The sequence below is a fragment of the Dehalococcoidia bacterium genome (assembly GCA_035574915.1).
Lineage (GTDB): Bacteria > Chloroflexota > Dehalococcoidia > DSTF01 > WHTK01 > DATLYJ01.
Genome location: DATLYJ010000136.1, coordinates 1 through 11,782 on the forward strand (window position 1 = coordinate 1; position 11,782 = coordinate 11,782).

At 69.5% G+C, this 11,782-nt stretch carries 11 protein-coding genes; 8 read left to right on the plus strand and 3 right to left on the minus strand.

Annotated features, from left to right (window positions below; genetic code table 11):
- The 7 genes from VNN10_12645 to VNN10_12675 all read left to right on the plus strand — a co-directional run.
- Positions 1-299: DUF1727 domain-containing protein (locus tag VNN10_12645; protein HXH22867.1), on the plus strand; the 299-nt coding region annotated here is incomplete at its 5' end.
- 2 nt (positions 300-301) lie between these two features.
- Positions 302-466 (plus strand): hypothetical protein, encoded by a 165-nt coding sequence (locus VNN10_12650; protein HXH22868.1) that lies wholly within the window; start codon positions 302-304, stop codon positions 464-466.
- On the plus strand, positions 456-1,217 hold the full coding sequence (locus VNN10_12655) for a glutamine amidotransferase (GenBank protein ID HXH22869.1): 762 nt from the start codon (positions 456-458) through the stop codon (positions 1,215-1,217). The genes VNN10_12650 and VNN10_12655 overlap by 11 nt, the downstream gene beginning before the upstream one ends.
- A 168-nt stretch (positions 1,218-1,385) precedes the next feature.
- Positions 1,386-2,903: an amidophosphoribosyltransferase gene (gene purF, locus VNN10_12660; protein ID HXH22870.1), complete on the plus strand. Its 1,518-nt coding sequence runs from the start codon at positions 1,386-1,388 to the stop codon at positions 2,901-2,903.
- 98 nt (positions 2,904-3,001) lie between these two features.
- Positions 3,002-4,105 carry a phosphoribosylformylglycinamidine cyclo-ligase gene (purM, locus tag VNN10_12665; protein ID HXH22871.1) on the plus strand — a complete coding sequence of 368 codons (1,104 nt, stop codon included), beginning with the start codon at positions 3,002-3,004 and terminating at the stop codon, positions 4,103-4,105.
- Between the two features lie 249 nt (positions 4,106-4,354).
- On the plus strand, positions 4,355-6,499 hold the full coding sequence (locus VNN10_12670; GenBank protein ID HXH22872.1) for a DUF2723 domain-containing protein: 2,145 nt from the start codon (positions 4,355-4,357) through the stop codon (positions 6,497-6,499).
- A gap of 223 nt (positions 6,500-6,722) precedes the next feature.
- A complete protein-coding gene (locus VNN10_12675; protein ID HXH22873.1) occupies positions 6,723-7,337 on the plus strand; it encodes a hypothetical protein in 615 nt (204 codons plus the stop codon).
- On the opposite strand, the gene VNN10_12680 is transcribed toward VNN10_12675, so the two are convergent.
- Positions 7,334-8,752, minus strand: coding sequence for an amidase (locus tag VNN10_12680; protein HXH22874.1), 1,419 nt, complete (start codon positions 8,750-8,752; stop codon positions 7,334-7,336). The two genes, VNN10_12675 and VNN10_12680, sit on opposite strands and share 4 nt — an antisense overlap.
- A 79-nt stretch (positions 8,753-8,831) precedes the next feature.
- Here VNN10_12680 and VNN10_12685 point away from each other — a divergent pair, with 79 nt between their 5' ends.
- Entirely contained in the window at positions 8,832-9,278 is a 447-nt protein-coding gene (locus tag VNN10_12685; GenBank protein HXH22875.1) for a GNAT family N-acetyltransferase, read from the plus strand.
- Between the two features lie 109 nt (positions 9,279-9,387).
- On the opposite strand, the gene leuB is transcribed toward VNN10_12685, so the two are convergent.
- Both leuB and VNN10_12695 read right to left on the minus strand, forming a co-directional pair.
- Positions 9,388-10,488 carry a 3-isopropylmalate dehydrogenase gene (gene leuB, locus VNN10_12690; GenBank protein ID HXH22876.1) on the minus strand — a complete coding sequence of 367 codons (1,101 nt, stop codon included), beginning with the start codon at positions 10,486-10,488 and terminating at the stop codon, positions 9,388-9,390.
- Positions 10,489-10,628: 140 nt separating this feature from the next.
- Positions 10,629-11,782 (minus strand): peptidoglycan DD-metalloendopeptidase family protein (locus VNN10_12695; protein HXH22877.1); only part of this gene is annotated, 1,154 nt, incomplete at its 5' end.

Sequence of the window (11,782 nt, forward strand, 5' to 3'; positions counted from 1 at the left end):
TCGCGGACGGGCGGGACATCTCCTGGATCTGGGACGCCGACTTCGAGGCGGCGGCGGGCAGGTTTGACGTTGTAGTCTGCTCCGGCACGCGCGCCGAGGAGATGGCGCTGCGACTGAAGTACGCCGAGTGGGACGAGGCGCATCTGCTCATCGAGCCGGACATCGAGAAGGCGCTGGCGCTCGCGATCGAGATGACCCCGGCCGGCGACGTGCTGGCCGTGGTGCCGACCTACACGGCCATGCTCGAGGCACGAGAGCTCCTCGCGAGGAAGTCGGGGCGACGGCCCTACTGGAGTTGAGCGTGACCGGTTGCATGTTGACGGACGTCGCCGCGACGCTCCATGGCGACAGGCGAAACGGAGGGAGGGCGGACAAAGCCGCGCTGCTGGCGCCGTCCGACGCCTTCGCGGGCGTGCGCCAGCCTCTGCCCGGCGAGGTCGCGAGGGGGGACGGCGATGGGCGATAGCCCGCGAAGTCTTCGCCTCGGGCACCTGTATCCGACGCTGATGAGCGTCTACGGCGACCGGGGCAACATCATCTGTCTACTGCGCCGCTGCCGGCTCCGGGGCATCGAACTGGAGGTCGTGCCGCTCGGGCTGCGCCAGCCGCTGGACCCAGAGGACTTCGACCTGCTCTTCATGGGGGGCGCCCAGGACCGCGAGCAGCGCCTGGTGTCGGAGGACATCGCGAACGTCAAGGGGCCGGCGCTGCGGGAGGCCGCTGAGGGGGGCGTGGTGATACTCGCCGTCTGCGGCGGTTACCAGCTGGCCGGGCACTTTTATCGCGGGGCCGACGGTGAGGAGCTGCGCGGCGCCGGAGTGCTGGACATCCAGACGGTGCATCCGGGCCCGAAGGCGAAGCGCCTCATAGGCAACCTGGTAGCGCGTTGGCAGGGCGGCGAGCTCGCCGGCTTCGAGAATCACGGGGGACGAACCTACCTGGGCCCGGGCTGCGAACCGCTGGCAAGAGTCGTGCGCGGCTTCGGGAACGACGGTGAGAGCGGCTATGAGGGCGCGCGCTACAGGAACGTCTTCGGCACCTACCTGCACGGCCCGGTCCTGCCCAAGAACCCCGCCTTTGCCGACCACCTCATCTCCCTTGCCCTCGCCCGCCGCTACGGCGACGGTGCGCTCGCGCCGCTGGACGATGCGCTCGAGGAGCGCGCCCACGCGGCGGCGGCGCGGAGCGCCCGACGATCGAAGCCGGGCCGTCCGTAATTGGAGCGAGGCCCCGGCCCGGTCCGGCGGACTGGAGTCCCAATCGCTCGTGGCGCCACTCCTCGTCTTCAGCGGAAGGCCTGCGACGGCCGCCGATATGCTATCGGCCTTACAGCTATGTTAGAATTGGCGTGCGAGACCGCCCGCCGGGAAGGTTGTTTGGAGAATCTGAACGAGTCCTGCGGCATCTTTGGAGTCTTCGCTCCGAACGAGGATGTCGCCAGGATAACCTTCTTCGGCCTCTATGCTCTGCAGCATAGGGGACAGGAAAGCGCAGGCATCGCCACAGCTCAGCCCGAGATTGATGCCGCCACAGGCGAAAGCAAGTGGCGGTTTTTCATCCGCAAAGACATGGGCCTTGTCGCCCAGGTCTTTCAGGAACAGGACCTCAGCTATCTAAAGGGCCACGCCGCGATCGGTCACACCCGCTACTCGACGACCGGGTCCAGCCGGGTGGAGAACGCGCAGCCCTTCCAGGTCGAAGGGCCCAACGGGGTCATCGCACTCGGCCACAACGGCAACATCGTCAACGCCGACCTCTTGCGCGCCGAACTGCAGGCCGAGGGCCGGGAGTTCGAGACTTCGACCGACTCCGAGGTCATCGCGCACCTGGTGGCGACGGCGCCAGGACGGGACTGGGGCGAGAGGATGGCCTACGTGATGCGCCGCGCGCGCGGGGCCTATTGCCTCACCATCCTCACGAAAGAGGGCGTGATCGCCACGCGCGACCCGCTCGGCATGAGGCCCCTGGGCCTGGCGCGCATCGACAATGGCTACTGCTATGCCTCCGAGACCTGCGCCTTCGACCTCATCGGCGCCTCCTTCATCCGCGATGTCGAGCCGGGCGAGACGGTCCTCCTGAACGAGGACGGCATCACCAGCTTCAAGTTCCCGGAGCGCGACCGGCAGGCCTTCTGCATATTCGAGTACATCTACTTCGCGCGCCCCGACAGCTATTTGCGCGGCGAACGCATCTATCCGGTGCGTATGGCCATGGGCGCCCGCCTCGCCCGCGAGTACCCGGTGGACGCGGACATCGTCATCGGCGTGCCGGACTCGGCGACCGCGGCGGCGATCGGCTACGCGCGGGAGTCCGGTATCCCCTTCGTCGAGGGGCTGGTCAAGAACCGCTATGTCGGGCGGACGTTCATCATGCCGGACCAGCGCATTCGCGAGCAGGGCGTGCGTCTGAAGTACAACCCGGTGCGCGAGATCCTGGAAGGCCAGCGCGTGGTTGTGGTGGACGACACCATCGTCCGGGCGACGACGACGCGTTTCCTCGTGAAAATGCTGCGAGAGGCGGGCGCCCGCGAGGTCCACATGCGGGTCTCGGCGCCGCCGATCACGCATCCCTGCTTCTTTGGCATCGACATGGGCCGGCGCTGGGAGCTGATCGCCGCCCAGGAGACGGTCGAGGAGATCCGCAACGACATCGGCGCCGATTCCCTCGGCTACCTTACGGAGCAAGGCCTGGTCGAGGCCGTGGGCCAGCCGCGCGAGAGCTTCTGCATGGCCTGCTTCACCGGGGACTACCCGATGGACGTGCCGCGCGAGCTCGACAAGCTCGGCCTCGAGCCGCCGGAGTGGATACGCGACCGCCACGACATCGAGTGGGTCGCAACGAACGGCCCGGTGCCAGAGCGGCGCCGCCGCCTCTGGGACGAGGCCGCGACGCCAGCACCCTAGGGTTGGGACTGGATACTGGAGCCTGACCGCACCCCTGCTCGTCCTCCTGGGGAGTCGCGTCCCGGGACCGGTGCCCTTAGCCTTAAAGGCGAAACCTGATGACCTCGGACCAACCGCTGACCTACGCCTCTTCGGGGGTTGACCTCGTGGCCCGGCAGGCCGTCGTGGCGCGCTACAAGGAGATCGCGAGACGCGCAACGGGGCCACAGGTCATTGGCGGCATCGGGCCGTTCGCCGGCATGTTCGCCCTCCAGGGCGCATACCAGGACCCGGTGCTCGTGGCCACGACGGACACAGTCGGGACGAAGGGCAAAATCGCCGCCCTCGCCGGCCGCTACGAGGGCCTGGGGCGCGACATCGTGAACCACTGCATCAACGACGCCTTCACGACGGGCGCCGAACCCCTCTTCTTCCTCGACACCATCGTAAGCGGCGACCTGAGCGACGAAGCGAAACTTGCGCTCGTCTCCGGCGTCGCCGACGCCTGCGCCGAAGCGGGAGTCGTCCTGCTCGGCGGCGAGACGGCGGACATGCCCGGGACGTACACCCCGGGCAGCTTCGACCTGATCGGCTTCATAGTCGGCATCGTCGAACGCGCCCTCATCGTCGACGGGTCGCGAATCGCCGCCGGCGACACGCTGCTGGCTCTGCCCTCGAACGGCCTGCACACGAACGGCTACTCGCTTGCCCGCGCGGCCCTGGGCATCGGCGTCGATCCGGCGCGCGCGGCCGAGGACCGGCGCCGGCTGGAGCGTTTCGAAGAAGAGCTTGGAGAGACGCTGGCGGACGCCCTGCTCCATCCGCATCGCTGCTATCTCCCGGACCTCAGGCCTCTCCTGCGCAGTGACCGCACCGCTGCCGCAAAGGCCTCTGCCGCCGGAACGGCCGGCCGGCCAGCCGAGACGCCGATAAAGGGGCTCGCCCACATCACCGGCGGCGGCCTGGTCGAAAACGTCCCCCGCATACTCCCGCCCGGCCTCGGGGCGCGCATCGAGAGACGCGCGATCACCCCGCCGCCGATCTTCCCCTTCATCCAGCGCGCGGGCGGCATCGACGAGGCGGAGATGTACCGCGTCTTCAACATGGGCTTCGGCATGGTCCTCGCCGTCGCGCCAGACGATGTCGAAGCCGTGCGCGCCCTCGTCCCGGAGGCTGTCGTCTGCGGCGAAGTAGTCAGCGGGAGCGGCGTCACCCTCGTTTGAGGCCTGAGAGGGGCACGTGAGGATACCCATTAGGCTCGCAACCCGGCGCGCCGAGACGACGCGACAACTCTCGAGTCCGCCCTCGTGCTCCTGCTCTGGTACCCCTCTCGCAGGCCGCCGTCGCCGTGAGACTCGTAGAGATTTAACAATCGTCTGACGCCGGCCTAACCTGCGCTCGCGCACCGCGCCGTTATAGATCACGATAGGTCTGGGCGGCCCGGTCGCGGGCGGCCCTGGAATCGAGGCGGCATGGCTGTAGCCGAAGGCGCAATTACCAGACGCGAGGCGCGGGCGCGGCCCGCCTTGAGGCTCGATTATCTCGCGCTGCCCCTGGTCGAGGTGGCAGCAGCGCTCGGCATCTTCGCCCTTGCTCTCTTCGTCTACAACGCAACGCTCACGCCGTCCCTCTCCTACGAGTCCTTCGACGGAAACGAACTGGCGACGATCCCCTACCAGCTGGGGCTGGCCCACTCGACCGGCTATCCCCTGTACACCTGGGCTGGCAAGCTCTTCACCTTCATCCCCATTGGCGACGTCGCACACCGGATCAACCTCATGTCCGCGGCCGGGGCGGCGGGCGGCTGCGCCCTGCTCTTCGCGATCATCCTGATGTCCATCCGCGGGAGCATGCCGTCGCCCGCGCGCGGGGTCGCTCCCCGGAACCTCGCGGCCACGGCTCGCCTCCTGCCCTACGGCGCCGCCGCCACGGGCGCCCTGATGCTCGCCTTCTCGACCACCCTCTGGTCGCAGGCCGTCATCGCCGAGGTGTACGCGCCGAACGTGTTCATGGTCGGGCTGACTTTCCTGCTCCTCCTCCTCTGGGGCCGTTACGAGGGCGCCCGCCTGGAGTCGGCGGCAGTAGCGGGCTCGTCGAGGGCGGCCGTTGCCGACGGGCGCTCGCTGGCGTTATTCGGCGGCTTCGCGCTCGCTTTCGGCCTCAGCCTCGGCACGCACATGTCCAACCTGGCGCTGGCGCCCGGGTTCATCGCCTTTGTCCTCCTCACGAACTGGCGCCTGGCGCTGCAGCCCGGGTTCGTGCTCGCGGGCGCGCTCGGCTTCGGACTGGGCGCCCTGCAGTTCGCCTGGCTCCCGTACAAGGCGTCGGGGATCAACGACGCCTTCATGGCCCGCAACACGCCGGACGACCTCGAGGGTATCTACAACTACACTCTCAACGCCTTCCCGCAGTTCAAGTGGGCTTTCCCGCTGTCCGCCATCCCCGACCGGGTGGTCATGTACCTGGAGTTCCTGCGCGACAACTTCCGCTGGCCCGGTATTGGCCTCGCGGTTGCCGGCGGACTGGCGATGGCCGTGCGCAACCCGCGCGCCTTCTTCCTGTTCGCGCCCGCCTACGTGGCGCAGATGGCGTTCTTTCTCGAGTACCGCGCCGCCGACATCGACGTCTTCTTCATCACCGCGCACTTCATCGTCGCAGTCTTCATCGGCTACGGGGTTGCGGCCCTCGGGGAAGCAGCGCTAGCCGGCGCAGCCCTCGTCGCGGACGGCGCTGGGCGTTGGCGGGCGAGGGCCGCGGCCGCTCTCGCGGCGGTCTTGCTGGCCCCTCTCCTGGCGCAGCCAGCCGTATCGCTGGCGCGCGCCTGGGACGAGAACGACCAATCGGACAACACGGGCATCAACGACTTCTACGAGCTGGTGTTCGAGCGACTACCGAGCGGGAGCGTGCTCATCGGCCGGGGCGGCGTCTTCGGCTACGACATGTTCTACTGGCGCTACGTCTACAACGTCCGCCCGGATGTCGACATTCCCCTGGCCCGCGGTTTCAACACGCGCACGGCACGGCCCGGCGCGCCCACGTTCACCGTGGCGCCGCCGGGGTCCCAGGGCACGGCCGCGGTTGGCCCGGGCGCCGCGCCCCGCGGCCTGCAGCCGCAGAACGCCTGGTACTGGCCGATACTGGCGGCGCCGGTCCAGAGCGACGAGTCCGGCTTCCAACTCGTGCGTCAACTGACCCTCTACGAAGCCCGCAACGAGCCCCCGCCGCTCTTCGTCAGCGGAGTGACACCGAAGACCACGGTCAACCACAACTTCGGCGCCGTCACCCTGGTCGGGTATGACATCGATTCGCGGGAGGTCGAGCGAGGCGGGGCCGTGCACCTGAAGCTGTACTGGCGGCTGAACGGCGCCGCCCGGCCGCAGGTCGCGACGAGGATCGGCGAGACAGAGTACTACGAGTCCCACGAGCTAGGCTTCGGCAACCTGCAGCGCCTGTCGGCGCCGCAGCGCCAGGGCGAACTGCTGGTGGAGGAGTACGACCTGGTGGTCCTCTCGAGTATCGACCGGGGCGACCAGCCCTTCCGCATCCGGGTCTCGGGCGGCGCCTTCGGCCAGACGCAGAGCGAATGGGTGGAGGTAGGGCGGATAAGAGTGAAGTAGGGACATTCTTACGTGGGAACATCCGGACTTCTGGAGAATGTTCGGGGAGGCCGAAGACTCTCACCGCCTGAGGTCCACATTCGTGGAGGCCTGGCGGCTCGGAGGTCCGGAAGTTGGGTTGGGGTCGGAGGTGATAGATGTTGAGGTGGCTGCTTTTCCCGAGGTTCAGGCCCCGCTGGCCGCTGCGGCCGCGGCCATTCCGGCGACCGCTAAGGCGGCGGCTGTGAGCGAGTCGCCCGGCGATGCCGTTACCTGGCGCCGGCCGGCCCCGGGTGCGCCCGGTGGCCCCGGGCAGGCGGAAGCGGGCGGCGCTGGTCAGGACCAGCCGAAGGCCGCAACCGTGGCCGCCGTCTCGTACCGGGGGTCGCCCCTGCCGCGGGAGTGGCTCATAGCGGCAGCATCCGCGGTCATGGGCGCTGTGCTGGGCGTAGCCGTGTACTCGATGGCGGTGGGGAGCGGGGACGCCGCCGTGCCGGGAGCCTTCGGAGGGCCGGGCGGGCCGCGGCCGCAGCAGCCCGCCGGCCAGGGCTTTCAGCCCCCGGGCCCGGCGCCAGGCGCGCCCGGCCTCCCCCAGCAAGGGGGCATTGGCGCGAACCTCCTGCCGCGAGCGCCGGACTTCAGCGGCCAGGTGCGCACGCTAGTCGGCGCGTCGCTGACCGTCGACACGCCCCAGGGCAGCAGAGTCGTGCAGGTGACGGCGGACACGCGCATCCTGCGCCCGGACGGCAGCGCGGGCTCTCGCGCCGACCTGGCGCGCGGCGCTCTGGTCGCCGTCGTGACGACGAACGACCCCGTGACGCGCGAACTGCGCGCGGAGGCGATAGGGATCCTGCGTTAAGGCCGCACGAGCGGAGGCCAGTGGTGAGCCCAGGGCCGGGCGCGCTCCAGGGCCGCCGACACGGCGAGCACGCCCGGGTCATCGCCCAGGCGGCCGACGACCTGTACGGCCAGCGGCAGGCCACGCGCCGAGAAGCCGGCTGGCACCGAGGCGGCAGGGTTGCCGGTCCGGTTCCACAGGGCCGTGTACCAGATCACCCAGCCCGGCTGCACCTCCGTCCCGGCGATGTTCGTGACCTCGCCGCCTACGGGGCCGGCTGGGTGCGCCACGGTTGGAGTGATCAGAAAGTCGTAGTCGCGGAACCAGCGGGCAACGGCGCGGCGATAGCGCTCGCGCTTGCGCCAGATGAGCGCGTAGCGCCAGCCTTCCATCTCCTTGCCCGCCTTCAGCGTCCGCTGGGCGTAGGGCGTAAGTTCGTCGAAGTGCTCCTCGTATAGCGCCGGGTCGAAGGCGTACTCGTCGGCGGGGATCATCGGTGTCGTATCGGGCCCGGTCTCGACAGGCGGAGAAGCGTCGATCACCTCGCAGCCAAGGTCGCGCAGGACGTCGGCGGCGTCCGACAGGGCCGCGGCGACCTCGGGGTCGAGCGTCGCGTGGCCGCCAAGGTCGAAGCTCAGGGCGACGCGCTTGCCGGCGAGCGGCCGGCCGCCCAGGCCGGCGAAGAAGTCAGGCGGGTCCTCCTCAAGGCAAATGGCGTCCCGCTCATGGGGGCCGGAGACAGCGGTGAGGAAGTAGGCGGCGTCCCGCACGGTGCGGGAGATCGGGCCGAGTGTCGAGGACCAGGGGGCGCCGGTGAGCTCATGGGTCGGGATGCGGCCGAACGTTGGCTTGATGCCGTAGCAGCCGTTGAAGGCGGCGGGAATTCGTATGGAGCCGGCGCCGTCGGTGGCGACGGCGAGCGGCCCGAGGCCGGCCGCGACCGCGGCGCCGGCGCCACCGGAGGAGCCGCCGCAGGTGTGGTCGAGGTCCCAGGGGTTGCGGCCTTCCTCGCCGAGGCGGTTGCGTGTCGCGCCTATGAGGCCCAGTTCGGGCGTGTTCGTCTTGCCCAGCAGCACGGCGCCTGCCGCGCGCAGGCGCTCGACGATGGGCGCGTCGCGTTCCGGGTAGTGGTCCTTGAAGACGAGCGAACCGAAGGTGGTCGGCATGTCCGCCGTCGGGACCAGGTCCTTCACCGAGACAGGCACGCCCAGGAGCAGAGGCTTGGCGCCGGGCTTCGCCCAGGCAGCCTGGGCCGCCTTTGCCGACGCCATCGCGGACTCGTGCGCGACGTGCAGGTAGGCGTTGAGCTTCGGGTTGAGCCGGTCGATGCGCGCCAGCATCGCCTCCGTGACCTCGACCGGTGAGACCTCGCGCTTGCGGTAGGAATCGAGGAGTTCAGACGCGGAGAGGCGGCAAAGGGCATCGTCGATCGGCATGCGTCGCCTCCAGGGACGGACTCAGGGTAATGTAGCCAGCGGCGGAGGGAGCGTCCAGAACCCGGAAGGAAGGCCAGCGGTGCAGATCAGACCGGCGACGATTGCAGACGAGGATACCGTCCTCGACCTCATTCGCGAGCTGTTCGAGCCGCCGGGTGCGCGACCGGACGACTTCAGCGAGGAACGAGGCCGCGAGGGCATACGCTGGCTACTCGACTCGCCCGGCGGGACCATTATCGTCGCGGAGGAGGGCGGCCGGATTGTCGGGCTCGCTACTGTTTACCGGACCTTCCCGTCCATCCGCCATGGCTGGCGCTGCTGGCTGCAGGACCTGGTCGTCACGTCCTCGCACCGCGGTCAGGGTGCAGGCAAGGCGCTGCTCGACGCCGCCACGCAATGGGCGCGGGAGAACGGCTGCACTCACCTCATGCTCGACTCGAGTAACGCGCGGAAGGACGCGCACCGTTTCTACCTCCGGGAAGGCATGACGCAGGGCTCTCTTACTTTCACCCGTGTGATCCGCTGACTGCGGGCGTCGATCCGGGGCGTCGGCGTTCGTCTCTAGGGAGCGGCGATGGCCAGCGCGCGGGCGCCTTCCCGCGCCGCCATGGAATGGAAATGAGGATGATCGACCGCTAGCTCGCCTCCACAGCTTGCGCGATGCGGCGGCCCATCTCCTGCGTCGTCACCAGCTCGCCGCCCGCCGATATCAGGTCGGGGGTGCGGGCGCCTTCTGCCAGGACCTTCTCGACCGCTCTCTCGACTGCCGAGGAGGCATCGGGGAGGTTGAAAGAGAGTCGCAGCATCATGGCGGCGCTGAGGATGGTGGCGATGGGATTGGCCTTGCCCTGGCCGGCGATGTCCGGCGCGGAGCCGTGGATGGGCTCGTAGAGGCCGAAGCCCTTCTCGTTAAGCGAGGCTGACGGCCCCATGCCCAGCGAGCGCAGCAGCGCCGCGGCTTCGTCCGACAGGATGTCGCCGAACATGTTCGAGGTCACGATCACGTCGAACTGGCGCGGGTTGATGATCAGCTCCATCGACGCAGCGTCGACGTGCATGTAGTCCATGGCCACGTCCGGGAAGGCGCGGGCCACCTCTTCGGCGACCTCGCGCCAGAACAGGCCGGACTTCATCACGTTGGACTTGGCGATGAGAGTGAGCTTGCGGCGGCGCCCGGCAGCGAGACGGAAGCCGTCGCGCACGATGCGCTCGATCTCATGCTCGCGGTAGAGCTCGGTGTCGAAGACCTCGCGCTCGGGGCGCTCGTAAGGGCCGGGGACCTCGCGCTCGCCGCGCGGGCCGAAGTAGAGGCCGGAGGTGAGCTCGCGGCAGATGAGCATGTCGGTGCCGCGCACGTGCTCTTCCTTCAAAGGCGAGAGAGGCAAGAGGGCGTCCGGCACGGAGATGGGGCGCAGGTTCAGATAGAGGTCGAAGTGCTTGCGCAGTGGCAGGATGGCGTTTTGCTCCACGCCCTGCCACTTCGGGTGGTTGATCTCCGTCCGGGGACCGCCAAAGGGGCCCTTGAGGATCGCGTCCGCTTGCTCGCAGGTGGCGAGAGTCGAGGCAGGGAGATGCTCGCCGAAGGCGTCGAAGGCGGCGCCACCGGCCAGGGCCTCGCTGAAGCGGAACTCGTGCCCGAAGCGGCGGCCGGCGGCCTCGAGGACTCGCACGGCCTCGCCGACGACCTCTGGGCCGATGTAGTCGCCGGGGAGGACGGCAATGTGGAAGGTGGTCATGGCCGCCCGATCATCCCCTACGCCGGCCTCGCGCGCAAACCCGCGGCGCGAGACCCGAGACTCCCGTCTGTCCGCACCTCCCGACTTCCCCGCCAGCGGGCGCCGGCGCTGCTAGCTCGCAGGTCCGGAGGTCGCGGGGGTCAGGGGAGGTAGGCTATGGGGTTCACGCGCTTGCCGTTGAGGTGGACCTCGAAGTGGAGGTGGACGCCGAAGGAGTAACCGGTGTTTCCAGCCTGCCCCAGGGGCTCGCCGCGTTCGACGCGCTGGCCCTGAACGACGTCCAGGCGCGAAAGGTGGGCGTAGAGGGTCTTGAGGCCGTTGCCGTGGTCGACGATGACGTAGAGGCCGTAGCTGCAGCAACGGTCGCCGCCCGCGAAGCTGACGACGCCGTCTTCGACGGCATAGATCAGGGTGGTGGGGTCGTGTGAGAGGCCCATGTCGATGCCGAGCGGGTGGCGCGCGGTCATGTAGTTCGTGACGCGGATCGAGGTCCGGAGCGGCCAGAAGAAGCCGAAGGGCCGGGGGGCCGGGGCGGCGGCAGCCGGGGCGCCCGCGGGCGCGTCCGCTGAGGGCGGCGGCGCCGTGCGCTTCGGGTTCGGGATGAGCAGCACCTGGCCTATGGCGATGAAGTTGCCGCTGCCGAGCGAGTTCACGGCGATGATCTCCGCGCTGGTGACGTCGAACGTCTCCGCCAGGTCGCCGACCGTCTCCCCCAGCACCGTGGTGTGCACGATGCCGCGGGTCACGGGAATGCGCAGCTTCTGGCCCGGGATGATGAAGTCGTCCACGGAGGTGATGTCCGGCTTGTTGCTCTCGGCCAGCAGCTCCCAACCGGGAAGCTCGCCGCCGTTCAAGCCGAAGAGCTCGGCGATGCCGCTGAGGGTGTCGCCTTCGCGCACGGTGTAGACACAGTAGGCGGGACTGCTCGAGCTCGTGAGACAAGGTGGCACCTCGGGCGAGGAGCCGCTGCCGAGGGCGTTGATGCGGGCGCTTTCGTCCAGCGCCCGGGCTGCCTCGACGGCCGGCAACGGCGGCGGCGCGGCCGCGGGCACCGGCGCCGGCGCCGAGACGGCAGGCTCCGAGGCGGGCAAGGTCGAGGGCGGGGCGGCGCCATCGCCCGTGGCGCCGAGCGCGGGGGCGGCCGCTTGCGACGCGACCAGGGGGGCGGCCGGCGCGCTGCCGGAAGGCAAGAAGGCAGCGTATGCGGCCGCGAGCAGCGCTATCGCGACGATGGCGGCGTGGAGGGAGAGGCGCCCGCGGCGTGCCGGGGCCACTCCCGCTCTCCTTCGGCGGG

Coding starts and splice junctions, on each gene's coding strand:
- VNN10_12670 (HXH22872.1), top strand. CDS start 4,355: ATGGCTGTAGCCGAAGGCGCAATTACCAGACGCGAGGCGCGGGCGCGG.
- VNN10_12655 (HXH22869.1), top strand. CDS start 456: ATGGGCGATAGCCCGCGAAGTCTTCGCCTCGGGCACCTGTATCCGACG.
- purM (HXH22871.1), top strand. CDS start 3,002: ATGACCTCGGACCAACCGCTGACCTACGCCTCTTCGGGGGTTGACCTC.
- leuB (HXH22876.1), bottom strand. CDS start 10,488: ATGACCACCTTCCACATTGCCGTCCTCCCCGGCGACTACATCGGCCCA.
- VNN10_12680 (HXH22874.1), bottom strand. CDS start 8,752: ATGCCGATCGACGATGCCCTTTGCCGCCTCTCCGCGTCTGAACTCCTC.